The sequence below is a fragment of the Streptomyces sp. ISL-11 genome (assembly GCF_018614525.1).
Lineage (GTDB): Bacteria > Actinomycetota > Actinomycetes > Streptomycetales > Streptomycetaceae > Streptomyces.
The window spans coordinates 1-26,073 of sequence record NZ_JAGGOL010000070.1; the positions used below are offsets into that span (position 1 = coordinate 1).

Annotated in this window: 14 protein-coding genes and 6 pseudogenes; 9 read left to right on the top strand and 11 right to left on the bottom strand. The window is 67.7% G+C overall.

Annotated elements, in window-relative coordinates; translation table 11 throughout:
- The first annotated feature begins 76 nt into the window (after window positions 1–76).
- From J7E86_RS15390 to J7E86_RS15410, 5 genes and pseudogenes are all read left to right on the top strand, one after another.
- Window positions 77–253 (top strand): winged helix-turn-helix domain-containing protein, encoded by a 177-nt coding sequence (locus tag J7E86_RS15390; protein ID WP_308312605.1) that lies wholly within the window; start codon window positions 77–79, stop codon window positions 251–253.
- Window positions 250–773: pseudogene (locus J7E86_RS15395) on the top strand (transposase); the annotation flags it as partial. The gene J7E86_RS15390 and the pseudogene J7E86_RS15395, both read left to right, overlap by 4 nt.
- Before the next feature lie 534 nt (window positions 774–1,307).
- On the top strand, window positions 1,308–1,910 hold the full coding sequence (locus tag J7E86_RS15400; RefSeq protein ID WP_215082246.1) for a hypothetical protein: 603 nt from the start codon (window positions 1,308–1,310) through the stop codon (window positions 1,908–1,910).
- A gap of 8 nt (window positions 1,911–1,918) precedes the next feature.
- A complete protein-coding gene (locus J7E86_RS15405; RefSeq protein WP_308312600.1) occupies window positions 1,919–2,950 on the top strand; it encodes a hypothetical protein in 1,032 nt (343 codons plus the stop codon).
- Window positions 2,947–4,581, top strand: a complete 1,635-nt coding sequence (locus J7E86_RS15410) for a GMC oxidoreductase (protein ID WP_215082248.1) — start codon at window positions 2,947–2,949, stop codon at window positions 4,579–4,581. Before J7E86_RS15405 ends, J7E86_RS15410 begins: the two co-directional genes overlap by 4 nt.
- An 8-nt stretch (window positions 4,582–4,589) precedes the next feature.
- On the opposite strand, the pseudogene J7E86_RS15415 reads toward J7E86_RS15410, so the two are convergent.
- The 3 genes and pseudogenes from J7E86_RS15415 to J7E86_RS15425 form a co-directional block, all read right to left on the bottom strand.
- Window positions 4,590–4,735, bottom strand: a pseudogene (locus tag J7E86_RS15415) (IS5/IS1182 family transposase); the annotation flags it as partial.
- Between the two features lie 107 nt (window positions 4,736–4,842).
- Complete coding sequence (locus J7E86_RS15420; protein WP_215082249.1) at window positions 4,843–6,624, bottom strand: reverse transcriptase domain-containing protein; 1,782 nt, start codon at window positions 6,622–6,624, stop codon at window positions 4,843–4,845.
- A gap of 532 nt (window positions 6,625–7,156) precedes the next feature.
- Window positions 7,157–7,324 (bottom strand): annotated as a pseudogene (locus J7E86_RS15425) (IS5/IS1182 family transposase); the annotation flags it as partial.
- A 239-nt stretch (window positions 7,325–7,563) separates the two neighbouring features.
- Here J7E86_RS15425 and J7E86_RS15430 point away from each other — a divergent pair.
- Window positions 7,564–8,775, top strand: coding sequence for an IS110 family transposase (locus tag J7E86_RS15430; protein WP_215082250.1), 1,212 nt, complete (start codon window positions 7,564–7,566; stop codon window positions 8,773–8,775).
- Between the two features lie 48 nt (window positions 8,776–8,823).
- Here J7E86_RS15430 and J7E86_RS15435 read toward each other — a convergent pair.
- Window positions 8,824–9,333 (bottom strand): annotated as a pseudogene (locus tag J7E86_RS15435) (IS5 family transposase); the annotation flags it as partial.
- A gap of 239 nt (window positions 9,334–9,572) precedes the next feature.
- Here J7E86_RS15435 and J7E86_RS15440 point away from each other — a divergent pair.
- Window positions 9,573–9,989 (top strand): hypothetical protein, encoded by a 417-nt coding sequence (locus J7E86_RS15440; protein ID WP_215082251.1) that lies wholly within the window; start codon window positions 9,573–9,575, stop codon window positions 9,987–9,989.
- A gap of 298 nt (window positions 9,990–10,287) precedes the next feature.
- Here the strand turns inward: J7E86_RS15440 and J7E86_RS15445 are convergent, their stop codons facing one another.
- On the bottom strand, window positions 10,288–10,881 hold the full coding sequence (locus J7E86_RS15445; RefSeq protein ID WP_251019185.1) for a hypothetical protein: 594 nt from the start codon (window positions 10,879–10,881) through the stop codon (window positions 10,288–10,290).
- A 107-nt stretch (window positions 10,882–10,988) separates the two neighbouring features.
- Here J7E86_RS15445 and J7E86_RS31090 point away from each other — a divergent pair, with 107 nt between their 5' ends.
- Window positions 10,989–11,378, top strand: coding sequence for a hypothetical protein (locus tag J7E86_RS31090; RefSeq protein ID WP_251019186.1), 390 nt, complete (start codon window positions 10,989–10,991; stop codon window positions 11,376–11,378).
- Here the strand turns inward: J7E86_RS31090 and J7E86_RS15450 are convergent.
- The gene (locus J7E86_RS15450; RefSeq protein WP_308312606.1) at window positions 11,286–12,530 is read right to left on the bottom strand and encodes an ISL3 family transposase; all 1,245 of its coding nucleotides are present in this window, start codon (window positions 12,528–12,530) and stop codon (window positions 11,286–11,288) included. The genes J7E86_RS31090 and J7E86_RS15450 overlap by 93 nt on opposite strands.
- A gap of 217 nt (window positions 12,531–12,747) precedes the next feature.
- Here J7E86_RS15450 and J7E86_RS15455 point away from each other — a divergent pair.
- Window positions 12,748–13,380, top strand: a pseudogene (locus tag J7E86_RS15455) (IS6 family transposase); the annotation flags it as partial.
- Window positions 13,381–13,577: 197 nt separating this feature from the next.
- Here the strand turns inward: J7E86_RS15455 and J7E86_RS15460 are convergent.
- The 5 genes and pseudogenes from J7E86_RS15460 to J7E86_RS15480 all read right to left on the bottom strand — a co-directional run bounded on the left by J7E86_RS15460 (window position 13,578) and on the right by J7E86_RS15480 (window position 24,928).
- Complete coding sequence (locus tag J7E86_RS15460; protein ID WP_215082252.1) at window positions 13,578–14,807, bottom strand: beta-ketoacyl synthase; 1,230 nt, start codon at window positions 14,805–14,807, stop codon at window positions 13,578–13,580.
- Window positions 14,804–15,061, bottom strand: coding sequence for an acyl carrier protein (locus J7E86_RS15465; RefSeq protein WP_215082325.1), 258 nt, complete (start codon window positions 15,059–15,061; stop codon window positions 14,804–14,806). Before J7E86_RS15465 ends, J7E86_RS15460 begins: the two co-directional genes overlap by 4 nt.
- Before the next feature lie 72 nt (window positions 15,062–15,133).
- Window positions 15,134–16,048 (bottom strand): annotated as a pseudogene (locus tag J7E86_RS15470) (IS256 family transposase); the annotation flags it as partial.
- 49 nt (window positions 16,049–16,097) lie between these two features.
- Window positions 16,098–18,398: a TIGR03617 family F420-dependent LLM class oxidoreductase gene (locus J7E86_RS15475; RefSeq protein ID WP_215082253.1), complete on the bottom strand. Its 2,301-nt coding sequence runs from the start codon at window positions 18,396–18,398 to the stop codon at window positions 16,098–16,100.
- Window positions 18,395–24,928 (bottom strand): type I polyketide synthase, encoded by a 6,534-nt coding sequence (locus J7E86_RS15480; RefSeq protein WP_215082254.1) that lies wholly within the window; start codon window positions 24,926–24,928, stop codon window positions 18,395–18,397. Before J7E86_RS15480 ends, J7E86_RS15475 begins: the two co-directional genes overlap by 4 nt.
- Between the last annotated feature and the right edge of the window lie 1,145 nt (window positions 24,929–26,073).

Consider the following 26,073-nt stretch of genomic DNA (forward strand, 5'->3'; position numbering starts at 1 on the left):
GACGATCGAGAGGCCGTTGACAGTTTTGCAGGCTGTGATCGGCAGACAGTTCCGTGTCACCTGCTCTGTCGCGGGGGTGTGGCGGCTGCTGCACCGGCACGGCTGGTCCTGGCAGTGCCCGGCCCGCCGGGCACTGGAGCGCGACGAGCACGCGGTGGAACTGTGGAAGAAAGATGTGTGGCCGCAGGTGGAAGCACCGCGGCGGCGCTCGGGGCCTACATCGTCTTCGAGGACGAGGCCGGGTTCGCGATGACGCCGCCGAAGGCACGCACCTGGGGCCGGCGCGGACACACTCCCGTCGTGCGGGTCCGCGGCCGGTCCCGGCGCCGGATCTCCATCGCGGCGATGTGCTGCTACAAGCCCGGCGAAACGCCGCGGCTGATCTACCGTCCGCGCTTCCACATGCCCTCAAGGGCGCCCGAAGGAGCTTCGCCTGGACGGATTACCGCAACCTCGCGGTCCGGGCACACCTGCAACTCGGCGCCCCGATTGTTTTGGTCTGGGATAATTTGAACATCCACCGGGCTGCCGGGATGCGTCAGTACGCCGCCGATCACGACTGGCTCACCATCATCCAGCTGCCCAGTTACGCGCCGGACCTCAACCCCGCGGAGGGGATCTGGTCGCTGCTGAGGCGGGGCCCCCTGGCCAACACCGCCTTCACCGACCCCGACCACCTCGAACGCACCCTCCGCCGGGGCCTCAGCCATATCCAGCACCACACCGAACTCATCGACGGCTGTCTCACTGAGACCGAACTCACCATCACCCCCCCACCAACCGACATGAACCCGAAAAGGTCAGTAGGTAACGTATTGCCGTGCGCTGCGCCGCTGGTCACGAAGCTCGGCCATGGCATCGAGGAGCTCGAGCCCTTGGAGGCCGCCGGACCGGTTCAACGGACAGGCGCCCAAGGATGCAGGTGTTGTTGTTTTAGCGTGCAGACACATTCCTGGTGGGCTTCCCGAGCTTCACGGAGCTCGCGCGTCAGCCCTTCCCCGCAGCGCCGGGTACTGGCCCGGTGGCCGCCTTGTCGACCGGGTCGCCGGGTCCAAACCGTACCCGTGCGGCCGCTTGGTGCCGTCTGCCCGGAGTGCGGGGAAGCCGCCACCAGACAGGTGAAGATGTTGACATAGCGTTCAAAAGATTATGACCTCGGGAAGCTTGGATGCGTCCTTGATGTCGATGCTCGCCGCGGGGGCGTCGTCTGTGCGCGGGAGGTGGCTGTGCGAAGGCTTTCTGAGCGGTGGCCCGCCGGGTGGGCTCGACCGGTGAGGCTGTTGTGCCGTTTGGCCAGTGTGCTTTTGGTGGCGCTGCCGGTGGCGGTGCCGGTGCGGGCGTCGGGGAGTGCGCGCGCCGCGACGGTGCTGCTAGATGGCGGGAGTACGCAGTTCCATATCGTTGACTCCCTGGCCGCGGTACTGAACGGAGCGAGCATCACGGTGCGTCCGGCGCCGCCGGCGGGGGCGCCCTCGGACGGCAAGCCCGGCAGCACGGTCATGCTGGAGTCCGGCCAGATCACTCTCGCGCCGCTGGGGGGTTCCCTCACCTACGCGGGCGGTGGGTTCCGCTTCGCTGACGGCCAGGCGCACCAGCTGGACTTCACCCATGGACAGGCGGATCTGTCCGGCGGCATCGCGACCGCGTTGGTCAACGGCAGCCCCGACAACCGGATCCCTTTCGCGCGGTTCAAGCTGGATCCTGCCAAGGTTCGCCTCGAGCCGGGCAAGGCCGCCCTGTCGGGCACAGTGACCATGACCTCCTCGACAGCTGTGGCACTGAACCTCGCCTTCGGAAAGACGATTTTCCGCGCCGGCGAGCCGTTCCTGGAGTACAGCAGCGAGTTCACCATCGCCCCCGTCACAAGTGACAGAGAACCCATGCCCAGCGCGCCCACGGCACCGGGCTAGGACTGGTTGTGGCGGCTCCTGACCTGTCGGCCGACGCAGCGCGCTTCGGCGGCGCCGAACTGCACCGACTGTCTGACCTGTTGCCGGGGGGCTTGTGGATCCACCCCGATAGCCCTGTCGCTGAGGCTCAGGCCGCGGCATGGGCCCGTGACACCGGTCTCGCGCCGCCTGGCTCTTCGGCACCCAGCGCACGTCTGGGTGAGCTTGCCAGCAGGATCTTCCCCAGCGTCCCGCCCCACGCACTGACCCTCTTCACCTGCTGGCTGACCTGGCTGTTCAGTTTGGATGACGAGCTCGACCAGCCGGTGCCCCCGGCCGCCGAGGCCCTCGACTGTCTCTACGAGCGTCTGCTGCTCGTCACCCGCGGATCCCCCCGGCGCCCTGGGCCCGCCACGCGGTCCCACGTGCCCCGGCATACCTCGCTGGTCACCGCCTTCGCGGACCTGTGGCACCGCACCGCGCCCGGCTCACACCCCTGTTGGCGCGCCCGGTTCCGCCGTCATCTGCGTCACCACCACCGGGCGGCCCGCGCCGACACGCTCGCCCGGCTACAGCACCGCATCCCCGACCCAGGCCGGTTCGTGGAGCTGCGACGGCACGGCAACGGCCTGTTCATGTTCGACCTCGCCGAGCCGATCACCGGCCTGCACCTGCCACCCCCCGCCGCCCGGACCCGTGCCTGGCAGACGCTGCTGCACGGAGCCTGCGATGTCACCGCCTGGTGCAACGACATCGCCTCCTACCCCGAGGAACGGCAAACCCGGCAAGTCAGCAACTACCTCTTGGTCCTGCAGGCGCACCAGTCGGCGAGCGCCGAACAGGCGCTGTCCACCGTCGTCGGGCACATCACCACCCGGGCAGAACAGGTCGGTCAAGCCCACGCGACACTCCTCGGCCACAGCCGGGCACAGCCGTCCCACCGCCGCCACGCCATCGCGAGCATCGCCGGCGTGTTGCACGACAGCACGGGAGCCCACGCCGCCTGGCTCACCCGCTCCGGCCGCTACACCACCCCGACACCCCAGGGGGCCGGACGATGAGCACCCCACATCACAACAGGACCAAGTCCGGAGTCGACTACGTGGTCATCGGCTCCGGTTTCGGGGGGAGCGTCGCCGCACTGCGCCTGGCCGAGAAGGGCTACAGCGTCACCGTGCTGGAGACCGGCAGCCGCTTCACCGACGACCAGCTGCCCCGCTCAGCACGTCAGGCCCGGCGCTTTCACTGGAAGCCGGCCCTGGGCCTGCATGGCATGCTCCGGCTCACCTGGCTGGGTGGCGCCCTGGCCATCAGCGGATGTGCCGTCGGCGGAGGATCCCTAAGCTACGGCGCTGCCCTCATGCGGCCACCCCCTGCCGCCTATCGGGACCCAGCCTGGCCCGTCTCCCACTCTTGGGAGGCAGAGCTGCGCCCCTACCTCGACCGAGCCACCGCCATGCTCGGAGCCGTCACTTTCGACGAACCCACCCCCGCCGCCGCGCTGCTCGACGCCTACGCCACCGAGCACGCACACCCCGACGCCGCTCACGCCCCGCACGTGGGCATCTTCCTCGCCGCACCCGGCACTACCGTGCCCGACCCCTACTTCCACGGGCGCGGCCCCCACCGCACCGGGTGCCTGCGCTGCGGAGCGTGCATGACCGGATGCCGCCACGGTGCCAAGAACACCCTGGAGAAGAACTACCTTTACCTGGCCGAACGCCTGGGCGTGCGGATCCTGCCCCGCCGCACCGCCATCCGCCTGCGTCCCCGCCCGCCCGGCGACGGCAGCAGCGGATACCAGATCACCCACCAACGCTCCGGTGCACGCCTGCGCCCCCACCCCGAAACCCTCCATGCTGCGGCAGTCGTCCTGGCGGGGGGAACCCTGGGCACCACCTTGCTGCTCACCGAAGCCCGCCGCAGCGGCGCCATGCCCCACCTGTCTCCCACCATCGGCCACCACGTGCGGACCAACAGCGAAACCATCACCGCCGTCACCTCACCCGACCCCCGCACCGACCACACCCATGCCATCGCAGTCCAGCGCTGCGCCCGCCCGGACGCCGACACCCACATTCAGCTGGCCACTTATGGGCCCGGCGCCAACGCCCAGTCCTGGCTGTTCTGGGCCGGCCACCCCCTGCGACACGCCCGCCGACGCCTCCTGCACCGGCTGACCGACGCCCTGCGTACCGCCCGGTACCTGCTCACCACCCGCAACTGGGCCCGCCGCACACTGATCACCCTCACCATGCGCCAAGATGCCCACGAACTGACCCTGCACCACACCCGCCACCGCCTGACCGGCAGGCTGCGCCCACGCATCCCCCGCGCTGCCGCGGCCACTACCGCGGACCGCCCCGGCGAGCACCTCACCCGGTGGCTGGCACGCAAAACCGGAGGCACCGTCCAACACCCCCTTTCCCAGGCCTTGGCCGGTGCGCCCACCACCGTGCACCTGATGGGCGGGGCCGTCCTCAGCGACACCCCCGCAACCGGCGTCACCGACCCCCACCACCGCGTCCACGGCTACCACCACCTCTACATCTGCGATGCCTCCGCCGTCCCCGCCAACCTGGGCACTAACCCCGCCCTGACCATCACCGCACTCGCCGAGCGAGCCATGGACCACATCCCGCCCAAACCACCAGCCCCTGACTGGGCGTTTCATCCACTGATTCGTGTTTGATCCCGCTATCAGGCGTCTCTCCAGTTCGGTGTGTTTTCGCCGGTGAGGCGGCGGGCCATGAGGTCGATCATCGCGAGGTGGATCACGGCTTCGGAGCGGTGGGGGTGGGTCTCGTAGTCGCGCGCCAGATCCGGCGGTGGTGCATAAACCAGCCGGTTGGGTCGGCCGGGCGGCGAGGTGTCTGCCAAGGTAGGTCCTTTTCCGCACGGCCTCCCGCCGAACCGGACGTGATGGTTTCCCGATCATCCGGCTCTCCAGTGATCACCGCGTGAGTGATTCAGCCGATCGTGCGACATGGATACGATCGTGGCAGCTGACACAGGCCACAACTGTCTTGCGGCGCCGGTCGAGCATGACGCGTGCCCAGTCGGACGGCGGCCACCCGGAACGCGTGAGATCGGCGAGTGCACGAATGTGATGCACTTCGACATCGCCGGTGCTTCCGCAGATCTCGCAGGTATCCGCAAGGAGCCTTGTGATCAGCTCTTTCTGCGGATAGTCCACCCAGACGGGGCGGCGGTCGACTACCTTCGCCGATCGCTGCTGCTGGAGTGGAATCCCACCGAACCTTGCCACCAGTGGTTTCCTGTTCTTCCGTTCGACGCGGGCCTCGAAACAGACTCGGGGCCCGTTGGTGGTGTCGATTCTGGCCTTGTGCTTGGCTGCCATTTTCGACACCGTCGAGCGGTGCTTGGCCGCGAGGGTCTTGAACATGGAGGTCTCCACGACCCATTGCATGCGGTGCAGCCGGAAGACGTCTCCGGCAAGAAGGTAGTACTGGACAATGCCCCGGTAGACAGCTCCGTAGGTCGCAACGATTGCGTGATCGCCGCTGTTGAGCAGAGCGTTCCTTCTCGCGGGTTTGCCGCGGAATAGGTAAGGGGCACATTTGGGTTTGATCACGTCTCGCGGGACACGTAGTGAGATCTGGCCATTGACACGTCGGTAACGGCCGGTCTTCTTCGTGTCGTTGTGCTGAGTCGTGATCTCGTAGCCGAGGAACCTCGCGGCCCCGGTGCGGGCATGGGTGATCAGCGTCTTGTCCTGGGAGAGTTCCAGCTTAAGTTCGTCGCGCAGGAATTCCGCCAGGCGGTGCTTGATCTGCTCGGCCTCGGATTTGGGTCCGGTGAATCCGAGGAGGTGGTCGTCCGCGTAGCGGATGTAGCGCAGTCTCCGGTATCCCGGATCGTTGGGATCCGAGCTCGGCAGGCTGACCATCTGCTGGCGAAGCGTCCAGGCTTCGGCCCGGTCGCCCCGCCGGCGGGCTTTCGCCAGGAGATTCTGCAACTCCAGGTAGGCGGGGTTGCGGGCCCGGCGGTCCCCTCGGGTGTATTCCGGTATCAGAACTGTCTCGGCGAATTCGTCCAGCTTGTGCAGGTATATGTTGGACAGGGCCGGGGAGGCCACTCCGCCTTGCGGTGCTCCGGAGAGTGTGGCTCCCCACTTCCAGTCCTCCAGGTATCCGGCCGTCAGCATGTTGCGCACCAGGCGCAGAAACCGCTGGTCATGGATCTTCTCGCCGAGGATCGACAGCAGGACCTGGTGGTCCAGGCTGCCGAAGCAGTCGGCGATGTCGCCCTCGATGAACCAGGACGTCCCGGTCCACGTGTGGGCCACTTCCCGCAGGGCGGTGTGGCAGCCCCGACGGGGGCGAAATCCATGGGACCGGTCGGAGAATGTCGGGTCGTAGTACGCCTCTAACAAGAGGCGGACGACTTCACCGACGAGTTTGTCCGACCAGGTCGGCAGTCCCAGCGGACGCGTTTTCCCATTCTTCTTCGGGATGAGCACGCGCCGGACCGGGTGGAAGCGGTATCGCTCGTGACGTACCGCTTCGATGATCCGGCTGATCTTCCGCTGGGACATGCCGTCCACGGTTTCCGGTGTGACCCCGGATGTCATCGCGCCGTGGTTGGCGTAGATGCGCCCGTAGGCCATCAGATACAACTGCGGGTTGAACAGCTGTCGATACAGTTCATTGCACGGCAGGCGATGCCTGCCGCGTTCACGCAGGACACCCAGCACCGTTTTGGCGCTCTGCATTACGCATACCTCCCAGGTCTCGGTGTCCGAATCACCTGGCCCCCTTCGCCCTGCGGACGGCTTTCCCGTCCTCCCTGGCCGGTCGTGACTCCGGCGACTACTACGGGGCCTCCGTCGCCATAGGATTCGCATCCCGTAGGCGATCCCACGTTCGTCTCTATCTGTACGTTCTAGCGCGACGTAGGCGTCCCACTCATCTCCTTGAATGTCCTCGCTGGACATCGCCCCGTACCCCGGAAGTGCACCCCCCAACCAATCGAAGGCGGTGCAGAGCACGGCGCCGGTTTCAGTCATCTTTCCGGCGGATGGGAACTTGCATCTTCTGGAGATTGGGCTTCAAACAATCCAGTCTTCGCCATATCGCGCGGGCCGCCCAGTACACCGTCCCTGACAACTGGGCCCGGTTACTGGTTTCCTGACATGCTGTTGTCCCCTTCACCTTTCGGATCCAGGTAAGTCATTCGGCCCAGGAACCTCCTTCCGAGTTCCTCCCGGCTCAGCCGGGGATACAAACAGAGCGCCTCGTGGCGCACATGGTCCGCTCGATCACCCACCTTCGACGGCCAAGCCGTTCCGAGGACTCGATTCCTTTACGGGCGATGCGGACGCCGATGCGCTTGCCACGGAGCTATTTCCGCAGCTCAGGTATGTCATAGGCCTTATCGGCGTGCAGGCGCTGAGGCTTGAAGTTCCGGCCGCGGTGGGGGTCGTGTCTCCTTACGTTGTTCCTGGGTTGATTCCGGTCACTCGTAGGATCGGAAGGCCCAGGGATGCTGGGTGTGGCTGCGTGTCTCCAGCCCAGTGGTGGCTTCAAACGATTGGCCGCCTGGCATCCCGCGACGACTCGACCACTCATTGGGATGCGCGCGACAGGATCGCTCGGTAAGGACAAGCTGGCGATGTCGTCTGCTGGGACAAATACAGGCAACGACTTCGGAGGTGGCCGTGCCCGAGCTGTGGGCTGGTACGGACGCGGGCAAGGCCGAGCATCACTGCGTGGTGATCGACGCCGACGGCAAGCGGAAGCTGTCGCGGCGGGTGGCCAACGACGAGACAGCACTGCTCAATCTGATCGGTGACGTCCTCGCACTGAGCGAGGGCGGCCCGGTGACCTGGGCGATCGACCTCAACGCTGGCGGGGCCGCGCTGATGATCGCGCTGTTAACTGACAACGGGCAGCAGGTCTTATACATCCCTGGCCGCACCGTCCACCATGCCGCCGGCTCCTACCGGGGTGAGGGCAAGACGGACGCGAAGGACGCATTCGTCATCGCGGACCAAGCCCGCATGCGTCGTGACCTCCAGGTGATGCGCCGTGGCGATGAGATCGCTGTGGACCTGCGCATTCTGACCTCGCGCCGCCTGGACCTGGCAGCGGACCGAACGAGGGCGATTAACCGGTTGCGGGCCCAGATGCTGGAGTACTTCCCTGCCCTGGAACGTGCTTTCGACTACAAGACCTCCAAGGCCGCGCTGGTACTCCTCAGCAGCTATCAGGCCCCGGCTGCCTTGCGCAGGATCGGCAACAACCGGCTTGCAACGTGGTTGAAGAACCGCAAGGTCCGCAATTACAAGGTCGTCGCAGCCACCGCGCTTGAGGCCGCCGAGGCCCAGCACACTGCTGTTGCCGGGGAGAAGCTCGCCGCCGCGGTGGTGGCGAAACTGGCGAGGGCGGTGATGGCCCTCGACGAGGAGATCGCCGAGACTGACGCCCTGATCGAAGGCCGGTTGCATGACCACCCACACACCGAGGTCATCCTGAGCATGCCTGGCGTCGGCACCGTCCTGGGCGCCGAGTTCATCGCCCATACCGGCGGCGACATGAGCGTTTTCGGCACCGCCGACCGCCTCGCTGGTGTCGCCGGCCTGGCTCCTGTCCCCAAGGATTCCGGTCGCATCAGCGGAAACATGCGCCGACCACGGCGCTACTGCCGACGCCTTCTGCGCGTCTTCTACATGTCCGCTATGGTCGCCGCCCGATGCTGTCCCGTCTCGAAGGCGTTCTACGAGCGCAAACGAGCCGAAGGAAAGAGCCACAAGCAGGCCGTCATCGCCCTCGCACGCCGCCGCTTGAACGTCCTGTGGGCCCTCATACGTGACGGCCGCACGTTCGAGATCACCGCACCGCCGAACCCCATTGGGCTGGGCTGATCCACTCACAGCAAGTCACCAGCCTGGCTTGACAGCTCCATTGGGAATCGTTTGGTGACCGAGCACCATGGGCTTCAGGGCCTGGCTGTCGTGGACGTTGGCCGCGGAGAGTCCGACGAGGAGGGGCAGTCCGTTCGAGTCCGACAGGACGTGCATCTTGGAGCCCGGTTTGCCCCGGTCCACGGGCGACGGGCCTGTGAGTTCGCCCCCCCTTTTGGCGCGCACGTGGGCGGAGTCGAGGACGGCCCGGGAAAGGTCGAGCAGGCCGGCGTCGTCGAGCCGGTGAAGGATCTCCTCGTGGAGCCGGCCCCAGGCTCCGGCTCGCGACCAGATCAGGAATCTGCGGAGGGCGGTCGACTTCGATATGCCAAAGCATGGTGGCAGTGACCGCCAGGCGCACCCGCTGACCAGCACGTAGATGATCGCGGCGAACAGCGTCTCATCAGGCGTGTCCCGCGTACCGCCGCCCTGCGGCCGCACCTTCGACGGAGGGATCAGCGGCTCCGCAATCTCCCACAGTCCGTCCGGAACAATCCAACTCCACGTACCCCGCCCCATGCGAAGCTCAACGACGCCTCACGGCATAGGACGCGGTCTTAGTGATATGGCAACGTGCGCTGCTCGACGAAGAGTTCGAGGTCAGAGCCGTGACATTGGACCGGCGCGCCAATCGTCCAAGTTTCCCCGGCGCGCAATCAACTGACCGCCCGTAACCCATACTTATCGGCCTGCGTTACTCCGATGCACAGGACGGCAGGCCCCTGCCGCCCTCCCCGGTCCGAGCTTGAGGAGTCCCCTTGCGTTCTCAACTGCGTCGCACCCTCGCCGTCGTCTGCGCGGCTGCCGTTCTCTCCCTCGCAGGTGTGGCGAACGCCGCAGTCCACCCGCATGCCAAGCGGTCCACCATCCTCGACCTGGACATGAGCAAGCAATCGCTGCTCAACTTCCACCAGATCCTGCACGCCCACCTCACCAACGAGAGTGGCGAACCCGTGCCCGGCGCGAACATCCGCATGTTCACCCCCGGCCACGCCTTGCTGTGTGAGCGTGTCACCGACACCCGCGGTGACGCCACTTGCGACGCACCGCTCGCGGCACCCCTCGAGCTCGTCAATGAGAACGTCAACGGCTGTAACGCCCGCTTCGACGGCAGTGACCACTACCTTCCCTCCGAGGCCCACGCCCCCGCGACCCTCGTCATCGGCGACATGTAAACCGCACCTCGCGGCTGGCTGCGGCCCACGGGCTAAGCGGTCTCGGTGAAGGAAACTCTCCATGCCGGTAGGAGCTTTGGTGGGAGTGGTGGTGATGCCGAAGATCCTGACGGTGGAGTTGCCCCCGGGCAGCGGGCCGAGGTGCGTCGGCGGCTGGCCGGGCGCGACCTGCCGCGTAACGAGCGGCGGCGGTTGGAGTGCGTCCGGTTGCTGGGCCGGGGTCTGACCGTGCCGCAGGTCGCCGACCTGGTGGAATGCACCCCAGAGTTCTCCGCTGGTGCACAGCCCCGGCCCCCGACTACACCAGGGCGGCGGCCACGGTCTCGAGGATGGCACGCTGCTGCGGGTCGATGGGCGCGTCGGCCTGGCGCAGTGAGCGCAGCGTGGTGCCTTTGGCGCACAGCCTGCACAGCCCGAACACCGGCATCGGACCGGCACCGATGAGGGTGTGCGAGGTGGAGCTCTCGTAGACGGGCCGGTAGCAGCCGGGGCACAGCTGGCAGTCCTCGGGCTCATCTGCCAGCGGCGCGTCGGGACCGAGCAGCGGGACGATCCGTCGGACGTTCTCCCCGGCCTCGGCCCACAGCTCCATCGGCCGCTCCGCGCGGCGCTCGGAGGTGACACCGGTGTCCGGAGCTTCGGCGATGCGGACCCGGGCGAGCGTCCCGACGCCTTCTTCGGGATGGTGGGGGATGAACACCAGGGCGGTCTCGAAGCCCGGCCCCTTCTCCACGGAGATGCCGTGCGGCCGTCCCGCCGCGAGGGCCGCGCTCAGCTCGCCCAGGCCCTGGCCGTTGTCGTCGTTGGGCAGCCGCAGCGGCCAGGCCGCCGGGACACCGTGGACCTCGGCAGGCGAGGACGTGATCAAGATGCCGCTGCCGGACTGGCGCACGTCCAAGTGGTGCTGTCGGCGTACACACGAACGGGGTCTGTCAAGAATTTCGTAGCCGGAGATCATCTCGGTGACACGGTCGGCCGGTCCGTATAGCGGCGGCGTAGGTGGGCGATCAGGACGACTCGGCGGCGGAGAAGTGGGACGCCTGCACGGCCGGCCATGAGGCGATTTTGCAGTTTGACGTCGGTGATACGGCCTTCGTTGACGCCGGAGTTGTAGCGGGTGGCGATTCCCTGGGCGACGGCGTGCCGGTCTTCGCGCAGGGCTCCTGCGAGGCCGGCGAGAAGCGCCAGTTCGCTGTTGGCGAGGTCGGTCAGCTAGTCGGGCAGGGGAGTTGCGTCACGGTTGTCGAGCATGGTGGCGAATCGGCGGACCAGGTCGTGGGTGCGCCTGAGTTCTGGTCAGTGGTCGAGGAGCCGGGGAAGGCGGTCGTTGATGTGCGGGTTGCGGCGGTGCGGGTGGGTGATGATCCACCGTGCGGCTTCGCGTGGTGAGGGCGGTCGCTCGCGTGGTTCGTCCAGGGGCAGGTTCCGCCTGAGGGGTGCGACGGCCATTTTCACGCGTTGGTAGTGTCCGAGGTAGCCCTTGGTCTGGAGTTCCTCGTGAAGGATCTTCGCGCTGTGTTGTCCCTCGTCCCAGCGTTGTTGCAGGTAGTCGAGGTAGGGGTCGAGAGTGGAGGGCTTGCGGGGTGGGCGGCGCATCACTTCCTGCCAGGTGTGGGCCCGGGCGTATTTGCTGACGGTGCGGCGGTTCAGGCCGAGTTCCCGGGCCACAGAGCTGTGGCTCCGGCCAGAACGGGTCAGGGCCTGCACGGAATCGAAAAGCCTTCGGGCGTGGCGCCCGGCCCGGGTGTTCGCCGCGGTGCTCTCGGCCGGCTCCTCGACTGGTGCAGGATCGGTGTTGCCGACCGGGGGCAGTGCCGCTGGCAGGCATGTGCGGTGGACGGAGGCGATGTCCTGGACACGGCGGGAGAGGCCCTGCCAGAGATGGAAGCGGTCGCTGACCTGCACTGCTTCGGGAGCGCCGGCCGTGATGCCCTGCCGGTAGGTGAGCGAGCCGTCGCGGCAGGCGACCTCGACACGTGGGTGCTCGCGGAGCCACCGGGCGAGCTGTTCGGCATCGCGCCCTTCCCAGAGTGTGAGCGGGAGCCGGGTGGTGGCGTCGACCAGGAGCGTGCCGTAGGTGTCGCCGTAGAGCGCTAAATCGTCCACCCCCAGCACCCGGGGTGTCTCCAGGAGCGGAAGCGGCACGCGCATCAGCTGGGATAGGACAGCACACCGCGACAGCCTGATGTTCAAGATGCGCAGCATCCGGGAACCGCCCCGCCCTGCCAGCACCACCCCGGCATCCTCCACCAGGCGCTGCAACTGTGGTGTGCGCCGCTGGTAGCGCATCGTCAGACCTGGCACTTGCTCGGCGAAGGTCACCTTCGGGCACGTCGTGTTTTCGCAGTACAGCCGGCGTACTGACAGGTCGATGCGCAGAGGTCGGCCTGCGAGCGTGACGTCGGCGAGACGCCGTGCATAGCGGCTGTGGCACCACTCGCTGAGCTGTCCGCATCCCGTACATCCCGCCGGTTTCCCGGATCTCGTACGGGCGCGGACCGACACCCCAGCATCGGAGACATCAGTCGACTCCACCAGCACATCAGACAACTGCGGTAACAAGATGGGTAGTTCAACAGAGCACAGCTACAGGCTGCCCGCTATACGGACCGGCCGACCGTGTCACCGCGATGATCCTCGGCGAGGGCGTTGTCATAGCTCGAGCCGGGTTGTCAAGTTGGGGTTCGGGCTGCGGCCTCTGGGATGATCATCGGGTTGACCGTGCTGCTGGGGAGGTCGTTCGTGGAGGCCGGCGGAGATCATCTCCCACTGCGTATGGCTGTACCACCGCTTCGCCCTGAGCCTGCGCGACATCGAGGAGCTGGTGCCCGAGCGCGGCGTCACGGTGTCCTATGAGACGGTGCGGGCCTGGTCGATGCGGTTTGGCCCGGACTACGCCGCCGCCCTGCGCTGGCGCCGCCCGAAGCCGGGCGACAAGTGGCATCTGGACGAGGTGTTCATCAAGGTCCACGGGCGCCAGCGCTACCTGTGGCGGGCCGTGGACCAGGGTGGTCAGGTGCTCGACATCCTCGTCACGAACACCCGGGACGCCGCCGCGGCCAGGCGGTTCTTCCGCAAGCTCCTCAAGGGCACGCAGACCGTGCCCCGGGTGATCGTCACGGACAAGCTTCACTCCTACGGCGCCGCCCACCGGCAGACGATGCCGTCGGTGGAACACCGGTCCTCGAAATACCTGAACAACCGGGCAGAGAACTCCCACCTGCCCGCCAGGCGGCGCGAGCACGCGATGCAGGGCTTCCGCAGCGTCGGCGCGGCCCAGAGATTCCTGGCCGCCTTCTCCCGGATATCACCCTACTTCCGGCCCCGCCGCCACCTGATGTCCGCCACCGAGTACCGCACCGAGATGACCCACTGCTTCACCACCTGGAACACCATCACCGGAGTCACCCCCATGACACCGGCGGCCTCAGCGGAACCACCCACACATCATCAGAATGCCCCAACCCGCCAGCCACACCAGCAACTTGACAAGGCCCCTGGTGCAGCTGCCGGGGATCGAAGATCCCCACACCGTGGCCAAGCGCCTGAGAATCTCCGTCCACTGGGATTTGCTGAGAGCCCGTGGGCTCATATCGCCGGGCGGAAGGCAAGCACCGTGTTGTGGCCGCCGAACCCGGACGAGGCGCTGAGCGCGAGGTCCACCGTCTGTTGCCGGGCCCTGCCCGACACGAGGTCCAGCGGTCGGGCGGCCGGGTCCACGGCGCACAGGTTGGCGATCGGGGGCACGAGACCGTGCTGCAAGGTCAGGACGGCCAGGACGGCCTCGATCGCACCGGCCGCCCCCATGGTGTGACCTAGCGCTCCCTTCGCGGAAGTGACAGAAGGCGCCACCGCGGCGAAGAGCCGCGAGAGCACTCCAGCCTCCATCCGGTCGTTGAGCAGGGTGCTGGTGCCGTGCGCGTTGACGTGATCCACGTGGCGCGCGGTGGCGTCCGCGTCGGCCAGGGCGAGTTCGAAGGCCCGGTGGAGCCCTCGCCCTTCCGGATCGGGAGCGGTCACCCCGTGGGCGTCGGTGGTCGCCGCGCATCCATCGAGCATGCCGTACGGGCGAGCCCGTCGCGCCGCCGCATCCGCGGACCGTTCGAGAACCAGGATGCCCGCCCCCTCGGCCAGGACGAAGCCGTCCCGCTGAGTGTCGAACGGCCGTGAGGCAGATTCGGGTTGCTCGTTGCGCCGCGACAGAGCGCCCATCTTGGCAAAGGCCGCCGCGCACAGCCGGGTGATCATGGAATCGGCTGCCCCCGCGATGGCGATGTCGCAGAGGTCGTCACGTAGCAGCTGGGCGGCAGTTATCAGGGCGGTGGCGCCGGAGGCACAGGCAGTGGCCGTGTGCAGGGATGGGCCGCGAATACCCAGTTCGATGGCCAGCTGGCCGGCGGCCATGTTGGGAAGGAAGGCCGGGAGTGTCAGAGGAGAGATGCTCTCAGGCCCGGTCCTCAGGAGCTTGGCGTGCTGCTCCTCGTAGGTACTGATGCCGCCCGCTGCCGATCCGAGGACGACGGCGACGCGCGTCCCCGCCCAGGCACGGGGATCCAGGCCCGCATCGGCGACCGCCTCGCTGGCCGCGAGGAGGGCGAGTTGGGTGTACCGGTCGTGCCGCCATGACCGGGGACCGGGAGCGGCGTCGAGCCCGGGGACCCGGCAGGAAAAGGTGACAGGTAGTCCGGCAAGATTCTGGTCGGTGGCGGCGGTGGAGCGAGCCGTGCACACCGCCTCCCAGGTACGGGCGGCGCCGACCCCCGCCGGCGTGACCAGACCGACACCAGTGACGGCTATCCGTTCCTGCGCCAGCTTCACAGCCGTTCCGCCCGGCCCTCAGCGTTGAGTTGGGCTCGTATCAAGGAGACAATGTCCTTCAAGGACATCTCCGGCCGCGCTTGGCTGTCGTCGAGCTCCACGCCGTAATGGTCCTGGAGGGTGATGAAGAGCTCGACAACGGCGAGCGAGTCCAATTCGAGTTCGGCGAGCGTCGTACGCGGATTCATGTCCGCGACGGTCGACTCGAACTTGTCGGTGAGTACGTCTACGAGGTGCTGGTACGCGCTGTCCATGTCGACTCCTGGGTAGGGGATGACAGGGCCCCCGCACTGTCGGCGGTGGGTGTGGGTGCTTGATGGAGCGGTCGCACGCCGGGCCGGCGCGGTATAGACGGGCTTCAGCGCCTTCGCGATCTTGTCCCAGCCCTGGCGGGCCGCGTATCGGAACGACGCCCGCAAAAAGTGAACTACACACGTTTGCACAACGGTACGGGGCCGCACTTCGCCGACCGCGTCGGGCAGCCCCTTCAACCCGTCGCAGACCAGCATGAGGACGTCTTCAACGCCCCAATTCTTCAGCTCCGACAGCACACGCAGCCAGTGTTTCGCGCCCTCACCGCCGTCGCCGGTCCACAGTCCGAGGATGCCCCGGTGCCCTTCGGCAGTGACCGCCAGAGCCACGTAGATCGACCTGTTCGCTACTTGGCTATCGCGAATCTTCACGTTGACAACGTCAATGAAGACGATGGGGTAGACGCGGTCGAGCGGCCTGTTCTGCCATTCCGCCATGCCATCCATCACCCTGTCGGTGATTGTGGTGATGGTCGTCTTGGACACGTTGGTGCCGTATACGTCGGCCAGGTGCGCGGAGATCTCCCCGCGAGTGAGGCCCTTCGCGGACAGCGAGAGCACCATCTCGTCCACGCCGGTCAGCCAGCGCTGCCGCTTCTTGACGATGGCCGGCTCAAAGGACCCCTCGCGGTCGCGGGTAACGTCGATCTCGACCGGGACGATGTCGGTCAGCACGGTCTTGGAACGGGTGCCGTTACGGCTGTTGCCGCCGTCCTTGGCCGCCGGATCGTGCTTGTCATAGCCGAGATGGTCGGTGATCTCGCCTTCCAGGGCGGACTCGAGAACCGTCTTCGTCAACTGCTGCAGCAGCCCGCCCTCGCCGGTCAGCTGCAGCCCCTTGCTCTGGGCCTGCTCGACGAGCTGGTCGATGAGCCTCTGCTCGACCGCCGGGGTCTCCAACGACGGCTCCACCTGGTCGTCGGCAGCCACGGGCTCGGTCACGGTGTCAGTCACTTGATGTCTCTTCCTTGATCATCAATTACACCGGAGACCGTACAGACCCGACCGATGCGGGGGGGGGCAACGTGGGATCGGCCGCAGCGAGGCCGAGGGTATTCGGTTGCCACAGGTCCTTTTCCGGGCCATGGGGGGCAGGCAGCAGCAGTTGGTCGGCCAGGCCGCCGTATCGGCGCCGCAGGATTTCACCGGTCTGGTGGGGCTGGTCAGCAACGGCAGCGAAAGTCCTGATTGCGGCGTCGTCGAGCAGGTCGGCCGCATGGCGTTGGCCGTCGGGGCTGTCGCTCTGCATGAGCTGTGACACCTTGTCCGCGAGGCCTCCCAGGTCGTAGAGCTCGAAGACATGCCGGTAGGCCCGGGTGCCGCAGAACAGGGCGAGCGTCATGCGTGTGCGGGTTTCCAGCGCGGCCCGTTGCTGGGCGGTACGGCCGGTGATGATCAGTGGCGGACACACGACGCTGATGTCGTCGTCGGTGCGATCTGAACGTGCCAGTCCCCGGTCGAGGGCGGGCAGCAGTACCTCGGAGAGGAGGCGTGGTGGCGCGTAGGGCGGTGCGATGAGTCCGTCGGCCAGCTCTCCGGCGAGTTCAGCCATGCGCGGGCCGGTGGCGGCGAGAAAAAGCTTCGGCGGTCCCCAGGGGGAGGGGGGAGGGGTGAAGAACGGGTTGCTGAAGATATGGGTGTAATGCCTGCTGCGAAAGGCTAGTGGGCTGCGGTTGTTCCAACTGGCCCAGATGGCGCGCAGGGCTTGGATGAAGTCCCGCATGCGGGCGAGGCGATCGTTGGCGGGCATGGCGTAGCGATAGGTGAGGTTGGCTTTGACCTGAGATCCGATGCCCAAGGTGAGACGACCCCGGCTGTGCATGTGCAGGTCATGTGCGGCGTGGGCCAGGGTCATCGGGTTGCGTGCGAGGGCCACCACTGCGGCGGTGCCCAGGGGCAGCGAGGTGTGGGGTACGGCCTGCGCGAGCGCGAGCAGGGGGTTGTGCCGTTGTTCGGCCGCCCAGAAACCTCCGTAGCCAGCGGCTTGGCAGGCGGCGGCTGCCTGAGCGAAGTCGGGGTAGTGCCCGTCGTGTTCGAAGGTGACGGGTGTGGCCAGACCACTGATGCGCACGGCTGGAGGCAAGGGCTGGGGGGCCGGGTCGGGGGTGCGGGGGCGGATCCGGTGCAGGCTGCGGGGGGCCGCAGGGCGTGTGCGGGGTAGCAGGTGGTCGACGAGGTGGCCGAAGAATGCGGCGGTCCAGGGGGTGGGGTGTACGCCGCGCATGCGCAGGGCGGTCCAGGTGGCTTCGCAGCTGATGTTCGGCATCCGTTCGTCAGCTCTCCCCAAGAAGGGGCTGCTGATGGCGCGTAGGGCCGCGATGGGACGTACGTCTGGGTTGTCGATGTGTCGTTCGACGTGCTGCCACCACTGGGTGGCAGGTACCTCCTGGATGGGATGCCCGGCTCGGCGCAGCGCCGCGGTGACGTCGGCGAGGCGTAGCGGGGCGGGGGAGATCAGGTGGTAGGCGCGGCCTGGTTCTGATGGCTGGTCCAGGAGTGCGGCGATGGAGCGGGCGACGAGATCGACCCGGTCGCCGGGCAGCTGGATGTTTCCCGGTGGGAACACTCCTAGGGCGACACCGGCTTTGAGGAGCGGCACCAGAGGGTCGGTCGTGGTGATCCGGCCGGTCAGAGAGTGACCGGTGATGACGCCTGGCCGGTAGATGGCCAGGGGCAGCCCGTGCTGGAGGGCGGCTTGGCGGAGCCTTGCTTCGGCGTCGGCCTTGCTGCGCGGATAACCGTGAGGGCCGCAGGTGGCGTGGGAGACGGGAGTGCTCTCGTCGACAACGTCCAGCCCGGCCGGCCGGGCTGTCAGGTAGACCGCCACGGTGGAGATGTGGTGGATGGCGGCTGGGTGCGATGTCAGGGCTGCCCGGCGACGAGCCAGAGCGACGATTTGCGTCAGGGACTCGTGATTGGTTCCCGCCAGTTGCTGGTAGTCGGCGGCGAGGTTGACCGAGGCAGCGCAGTGCACGATGGCATCGACGCTCTCGGCGAGCGCGTCGAACGCCTGGGGGCTGAGGCCAAATCGAGGGGTGTTCAGGTCGCCCGGGACGGCGGTCAGCCGGGGTTCGGGGTGTCGGGGTGCCGGATCGAGATCGTCGAGGCGCTGACGCAGCCGGTGGAGTGCCTGCGCGGTGCCGGGTGCGCGGACCAGGCAGTGCACGGTGGCGGAGGTGTGCTCCAGGAGCATGGCGCACAGGTGGCTGCCCAGGTTCCCGGTGGCCCCGGTGAGGAGTACTGACCGGGGCCGGAGCAGCTGCCTCTCGACGCCGCTCACGTCTGGGTCCGGGGTTCGGCCGCGAGTTCGGTTGCCAGGGCGTGCAGGCTGGGGGCTTTCAGGACGCGGGGCACGGTGATGTCGTGGCCGTGTGCCGTGCGCAGGCGGGTGGTGATCTCCGCGGCCAGCAACGAGTCGATGCCGAGCCGATTCACCGGCCGTGAGGGGTCAACGTCCCCGGCCGACATGTCTAGGACTCGGGCGACCTGCTGGATCAGCCACTGTTCCAGGACGGAAGCGGTGTGCGCCGGGACGGGCTGTGGCCTCGGGTCAGCAGAGGATCCGTTGTTCTGGCTGGGCAGCGGCTGGGCCGGTGGTGTCGGCGCACTGTCGGGTGGTGTCGGCGGGGCGGGCGTGATCGCGGCGGGGCGGGGCGCGGGCTCGAGCTCAGGCTGCGGGGGGTGGCGGTCTGTCGTGTCGGGCCGTGTCCGCTCGCCGGGGGCGTGAAGCGAGGCTGTGGCGTGACGGCCGAGAAGCGTGCTGAGGATGGGAGCAGCGGCGTCTTGCGGTGCCGCTTCGATGTAGGCGGGCCAGTCGGCCGGCAGACAGCACAAGTCGGCATCGGCAGCGAGCACGGCGGAGAAGAGGTCGGGGGCCTGGGCGGGGTGGAGCGCGCCGATGCCGTCCGGCCGTACGGAACGGCCGTTCTTTTCGCTGAGACGGTGAGCCATGCCTGTCTCGGACCAATAGCCCCAGTTGACGACAGTGGCGGGCAGACCCGCGGCACGACGGTGCACGGCCAGGGCGTCGAGAAAGCCGTTGGCTGCCGCGTAGGCACCCACCTGGCTGCCGATGCGCAGGCCGCTGAGGAGGGAGAGGGCGGAGGAGAACAGGACGAAGAAGTCCAGGCCCTCGTCGGCGAAGAGGCGGTGCAGTACCCAGCCACCGGCGACTTTAGGCCGCAGCGTCCGGTCGAGGTTTTCGTCGCTCAGGTCGACCAGGGGCCGGGGATCGAGGGTGAGCGCACTATGGACGACACCCGCCACCGCAGGCAGGCCCTGCTGGGCTCGTTCGCGAAGGACGCGCTTCATCGCCGGCTCGTCGGCCACATCGACGGCCGCGTACTGCACCGACAGCTCCGGGCGGTCGCTGAGCGAGCGCAGCAGGCGGGCGCGTGGGTCGGTGGGATCGGTGCTGGAGATGTCGCTGCGGCCGGTGATGAGAAGATGGGTCGCGCCCTGGGCGGCAAGCCACTGGGCGAAGAGGGCGCCGATCCCGCTGAGGCCCCCCACGACGAGGTAGGTGACGTCGGGACGCACCGTTGCACAGCGGCTGGACAGGTCAGGAAACCGCAGGACGAGTTTGCCGGTGTGTGCGGCGCGAGCCATCAGCCGCATGGCGTCACCGGCCTTTTCCGCCTCGAAGACCGTCACCCGGGGCGGAGACCATTCCTGACGGGTGAGCAGGCTCCCGACATGACGCAGCGTGTTGCCGAGGATGTTCGGATCGTGTTCGTGTACGGCGGCCAGGTCCATCACGTGGTAGGAACGCTTGGGCAGGAGCAGACGGGCGGGGATGTGACCGCTGTGCGCCTCGGTGCAGGCGGCCTCCACGTAGTGGCCGAAGGGCGAGAGCAACTCGAAGTTGGCCTGCATGGCATCCGGGCCCGCCAGGGTGTTCAAAATGACGTCGACACCGCGCCCGTCGGGATCACGCAGCTCATGCGCGAAGTCGGTCGAGCGGGAATCGGCAACTTTCGCAGCGCCCAGCTTGAGCAGCAAGTCCCGTTTGGCTTCCGTCCCGGCGGTCGCATAGACGACGGCGCCGCGCCACCGGGCGATCTCCAGAGCGGCCATACCCAGGCCGCCGCTCGCCGAGTGGATGAGGACCCGCTGGCCGGGTTGGAGTCGAGCGGTTTCGATCAGCCCCTGGTAGGCGGAGCCATAGACGACGGGCACAGCGGCGGCCTCGGCGGGCGTCAGCCCTTGCGGCCGTTTGACGACGCAGGCTGCGGAGACGACGGCGTAGGAGGCGGGCGGCGAATACATGTAGGACATAACCTCGTCGCCCGGTTGCAGCCCTTCCACCCCCTCGCCGATGTCCACCACGGTCCCGGCGCATTCGCAGGCGGTCAGCACCTGTTGGTGGCCCGCGAGCATCCCCACCGTCTGCAGGACATCACGGTAGTTCAGCGCGGTGTGGGTGACTGCGATGCCGACCTCACCGGCACCTGGGCGCGGGCGGGCGGTCAGCGGTTCAAGCGTGATGCCGTCGATACCGCCGGAGGTGCACAGAGTTACGTCCTGCGAGGGCAGCGAGGGCAGCGAGGGCTGCCGGGCCGCGGCGGTAAGGCGGGGAGCGTAGACGTTCGTGCCGCGCAGCGCCATGCGGTCCTCGGCGCCGGCTGCCCGGAGGAGGGGCCCGAGCGGGTCGGCTTCATCCTCCGGCTCGTTGGAGTCGAGGTCGACGAGGACGGTGGGGCACTGACCCATTTCTAGGGAGATCGTCTGGGCCAGGGGCCACAGGGCTGCCTGCCACGGCGCCGGCACCGCGTCGGCGTCGACAGCGGCCTGGGCGCCACGTGTGAGAACGAACAGCCGCGGCGGCTGCGGCAGTTCCGCGCTCGCCACCGCACGGGCCACGGACAGCAGTCCCGCACACAGGTCCGTGGTCACCCACTGCACTTCGCGTGGCGACGCATCCGCTGCGGTGGCCCCGCCCAGTGCGCCAAGGTGCACGATGCCGGTCAGCGGTGCGCCTCGCGATGCCTCACGCATGACCTTCGCCAGGTCTTGCGGCGAGGTGAGGTCGGCCCGGTAGCGACCGGGGGCGACCACCTGATAGCTACCAGCTTGTACGGACTGGACGGTGTTTCCGCGCCGGACAAGTGAGGTGTGCAGTGCGCGGTCGAGCGGGGGGGTGCCGCCGATGAGCAGCCAGTTGCCGGTCCCGTTTGCTGTGGCCGGCGCGAACGGTACGGTTTCCCAGCGTACTTGGAGCCAGGGACTGCTCGCGGGCGGGGCCGAGGTCTGAGGGGAGTCGGCGGCGAGGGTCTTTCCCCGTACTCCGCTGATCTCAGCGATGAGGGTGCCGTGTTCGTCGAAGACGGTGAGGTCGACGCAGAGCTGGCCCACTGCCGACGCGTCGTTGCGGACGGCGTGCACCCACAACCCCCGGACATCGGGCTCCTGGTACAGGCTCAGACGATCCACTGAAGCCAGGAGAAACCCGCGCTGTGGGGAGTTCTCATGGGTCAGTGAGGCGAAGGCTGCCTGCAGACAGCCGTCCAGGGCGCCCGGGTGGATGAGATGGAACTCATCATTTACGGGGCGCAGGCGCACGAGAGCTTCGTCGCGGCCGCGGTGGATCTCGGCCATGCAGCGGAACGGCCCGCGCCAGTCGTTGCCCTCAGCCAGCCGGTCGCGGTAGAAGTGCTCTCCTGCCTGCCAGGCGGGGCACCTCTGGAGGAGACTGTCGAGATCAACCCGCGTGGAGGGCGCCGCGGCCGGATCGGATGGCAGGCGCAGTGAGACGTGCGTCTTCCATGCCGCGGCTGGTTCCGCGCGGCTGTCGATCGTCAGACGGGATGAGCCCGGTGCGACTTCCTGAACCCGCAGCGAGAGACTCCCCCTCGCATCGTCGTCCAGGAGCAGTACCTCCTGAAAAGTGATGTCACACAGGTCGGTGGGACACCCAGCCTTCTTCGCTGCCGCCAGTGCCAGTTCGAGGAAGAAGGCGCCGGGTACCACGGGCCGTCCCGCCACCCGATGGCCCAGAAGCATGGTGTATTCGTCCGTGTCCACCGTGCGGCTCAGCGACAGCACGGTGTCGTGTGCCGGTTCTTCCTCGGTCGCCGGACTCGGGGGAGTGTGCGGGATTACGGGTGGGGCGGCAGGATCGGTCACCGTAACCTCCGGGGGGTCGGTTTCGATGGCAGGCCAGGAAAAGTCTTCGGACTGGTGCCAGTACCGTGAGCGCTGCCACGGATACAGCGGCAGGGGCACCCGCGCGGGCGGCGGGCCGACCACCTGTTTCCAGTCCGGGTTCACTCCGGCCGTGTAGAGGGCCGCGAGGGCACTGTAGAGCGTGGTCATCTCGTCCTGGTCGCGGCGCAGCGACGCCAGCGGCAGTGCGTTGTCCCCGCGCAGTGCGGCGCTGAGCACGGGGTGGGCCGAGATCTGCAGGAAGACCGTGCGCTGTTGGTCCCGCAGCTGCGTGCTGATGGTGGACTTCAGCAGGACTGGTTCGCGCAGATTGCGCCACCAGTACGAGGCGTCCAGTGCGGTTCCGGGCAGTTGGGTACCGGTCACGGTGGACAGGAAGGGGACGGCCGTCGCGCGGGGCCGTAGGTCGGCGAGCTGCTGCTGGAGGGGGCGGCGGACGGGGTCGACACTGGGGCTGTGCGCCGCGTAATCGACCGGCACGGGCATGCAGGAGATGTTGCGCTGTTCGCACGCTTCCACGAGGACGTCGATGGCCTGCGGGGTGCCGGCCAGGACGCTGGAGGTGGCGCTCTCCTCGACCGCTGTCTGGGCATCGACGCCGAGTTCGGCTACCAGCTCGGCCGCTTCCCCGGCCGGAAGTTGCAGCCAGCACAGCGCACCTGGCTGAGCCAGCTCTTCGATGAGCCGGGCGCGCAGACAGCTGATGCGGCCGGCTTCCTCCAGGGTGAGTGCCCCGGCCACATGGGCGGCGGCGATCTCGCCCTGGCTGTGTCCCACCACCGCGTCCGGCGAGATGCCCCAGGACTGCCACAGCGACGCCAGCGACACCCCTATGGCCCACAGGGCCGGCTGGATGCTGGAGGTTCGGCCCAGCCACTCCTCGTCCCCTTGCTCGAGTGCCGCGCGCAGCGACCAGCCCGCGTGCCGGCGGATGACCGCGTCGCACTGTTCCAGCGTTTCGGTGAAGGCTGCGTTTCGGTCGAGAAGGGTGTGGCCCATTCCGGCCCACTGCGAGCCCTGGCCGGGGAAGACGAAGACGACTCGGGGCGCCGACCACACCCCGCCGTCCGATGTGAAGACACCGGCAGACTCCTCGGTTGCCAGGTGGGCCCGGAGTGAGGCCGCCAACCGCTCGGGCGTAGCAGCGGTCACGGCGAGCCGGTGCTCGTAGTGATCGCGGCCGGTGGCGGCTGCCGCGCAGACATCGGCGGCCGAGGCGGCCGGGATGTCGGCCAGCAGGCGACTGTAGCCCGCGGCCAGGGCGCGCAGAGCGTCTTCGGAGCGGGCCGATACGGGCAGAAGCAGAGCGCCCGGGGGGCGCGGCGCCGCGGCGGCGGCGCTGTCGGGAGCTGCCGACAGCACCAGATGCGCGCCGACACCGGAGGCCCCGAACGAGGTGACGCCGGCCAGTGGTGTGCGCCGGCCGGTCGGCAAAGGGGTGACACTGCGGGGCAGGTGCAGAGGAGCAGTGTCCCAGTCGATCTTCGGGTGGAGGCGTCGCAGCTGGGTGTTGCCGGGCATCAGGCGGTGCTCCAGGCACAGCACCGCTTTGATGAACCCGGCTACCCCCGCGGCTCCTTCGCAGTGCCCGATGGCCGTCTTCACCGAGCCCACCAGGCATGGCTCGGTATCCGGGCGCGGACCCAGCACCCGTGCCAGCGCCTCCAGTTCCACCGGATCGCCCGCGGGCGTTCCCGGGCCGTGTGCCTCAACGAGACTGATCCCCCGGGGGTCGACGCCCGCAGCACGACAGGCCAGCCGCAGAATGGTCTCCTGGCTGCTCACGGTGGGTGCGATCATGCCCTGTCCGGTGAAGCCGCTGCCGCCCACTGCACCGCCCAGAATGACCGCGCGCACGCGGTCCCCGTCGGCCAGCGCGCGGGCCAGCGGCTTGAGCAACACCACACCCACTGCCTCGGATTGTACGTATCCATTGGCTGACGCATCCGCGAACTTGCTACGGCCATCGGGCCCCAGCGCCCCGGCCCGGGCAAGCGCGACGGAATTGTACGGTGCGAGCAGCAGATGGGACCCGCCGGCCAGGGCGTAGTCGCACTCGCCCAGCCGCAGCGACTGACAGGCGGTGTGGATCGCCACCAGCGACGATGAGCACGCCGTGTCTATCGTCAGGGAGGGTCCTCGCAGGTCCAGGGCATAGGCGATGCGCCCGTGCAGCGCGCTGTGGGTTCCTCCCTGCAGCGCCAAGAGATCCAGCCCCTCCAGGTCCCCGATCTGGCGGAGCCAGTAGTCACCGCTGAAGGCGCCGACGAACACCCCCGTACGGGCCCGGCTGAGCTCGGCCACGGGTATTTGCGCATCCTGCGCCGCCTCTGTGGACGTCTCCAGTAGCAGACGCTGCTGCGGATCGATGCGGCGCGCCTCGCGCGGGGAGATGTCGAAGAACCCGGGGTCGAACCGGTCAAGTCCGGCAAGGAACCCGCCACGCACAGTCGGCAGCTTTCCGGGAGCGCCGGGAACCGGGTCGTACAGGTCGTGCATCCAGCCCCGTTCGGGCGGAGCGGTACTGATGCCGTCACGGCCCTCCATCAGTAAGCCCCACAGTTCCCCCACGCTCCCGGCACCCGGGAAACGCCCGCTCATTCCCAGCACGGCAATCTCTCGCCCTGAAAACTCATTGACCTTCACCGGGCCTCCTCCGCAGGGCTCCCTGTATTCCAGACCTGTTCTCGCGCAACTAGAAGAACAAGGTCGTGCTCGAAGGGTGAATGCATATCGATGACCGAACGGGTGCCGATGTTTCTGTAGTTCGCCAGGAGATCACATTCGAGATGGAGCCGCCCTACATGCCTCCTGCCGTAGCAGGAGGCATGTACAGGCGCACGAGCCACGATGGCAAGAATTTCCCCAGGTGGTGCCCGAACTCTTTGCCCCTGCCCTCACCAGCCTGTACGGCTGAGGCAAGGTCATGACCGTGGCTCAATTCGACCTATTGTCGTGCAGTGACGGCGGCCGTGGCAAGCTCCTTGCAGGCGGCTACTTACCGCGCATTTTATGGCCATGGATCCCCCCGGGCATGGCCAGGATTTCTCCCCGCTCACCCCGAGTAGGCCCACTCGGCGACGCCGGAGCGGGGTGAACAGCAGCGAAGTGATCCTGCGATGTGGATACACCTAGCAATGGATCTTGATGAACCAGGAAAGTGTAGACCTGCATGGCAAGGCCCTCGAAGTACAACGCGGAGTTCCGGCCCGACGGCGGTGGTGTTGTGGCGGACTGCGACCGGCCGGCGAACGTTCAGGGACGTGGCCGCCGATCTGTATGTCAATCCCGAGACGCTGCGCATGTGGGTGCGTGACGCCGAGGCCGGCACGGCGCCCGGCCGCGAGCCGGAGCGAGTCCAGGCGAAGCTGGCCCGGGCTGCGGGAAGAAAGTGCCCGGCGGTTGAAGGCAGAGAAGGAATGGCACCTCGAGCGGGAGATACTGCGCCGAGCAGCTGCCTGTTTTGCGAGGGGGTGAAGTAAGGGCCCGCCGCGGGGACTTCGTCTCCGACCACGCCGAAACGTTCGGCGTTCAGCGGATATGCCGGGCCCTTGAGATCTCCCGCCCCGGCTACTACTGGTGCAGCAACCGCTGCTGCGGATCGATCCTGCGCGCCTCGCTCGGCGTATAGATCAAAGAAGCCCGGATCGAAGAGATCGATCCCTTCGAGGAAGCCACCGCGGATGGTGGGCAAGCGGGCCGGGCTTCGGCGGCTCGGAGGGCCCATCTCCCGTAACCAGGAACGATCACGAGGTGTGTCAGTTATCCCATCTTGACCTTCGGACCCCTAG

What these genes read in the sequence shown, in the direction of transcription:
- J7E86_RS15410 (WP_215082248.1), top strand. Translation starts at nt 2,947, where the DNA reads ATGAGCACCCCACATCACAACAGGACCAAGTCCGGAGTCGACTACGTG.
- J7E86_RS15465 (WP_215082325.1), bottom strand. Translation starts at nt 15,061, where the DNA reads ATGGACAGCGCGTACCAGCACCTCGTAGACGTACTCACCGACAAGTTC.
- J7E86_RS15420 (WP_215082249.1), bottom strand. Translation starts at nt 6,624, where the DNA reads ATGCAGAGCGCCAAAACGGTGCTGGGTGTCCTGCGTGAACGCGGCAGG.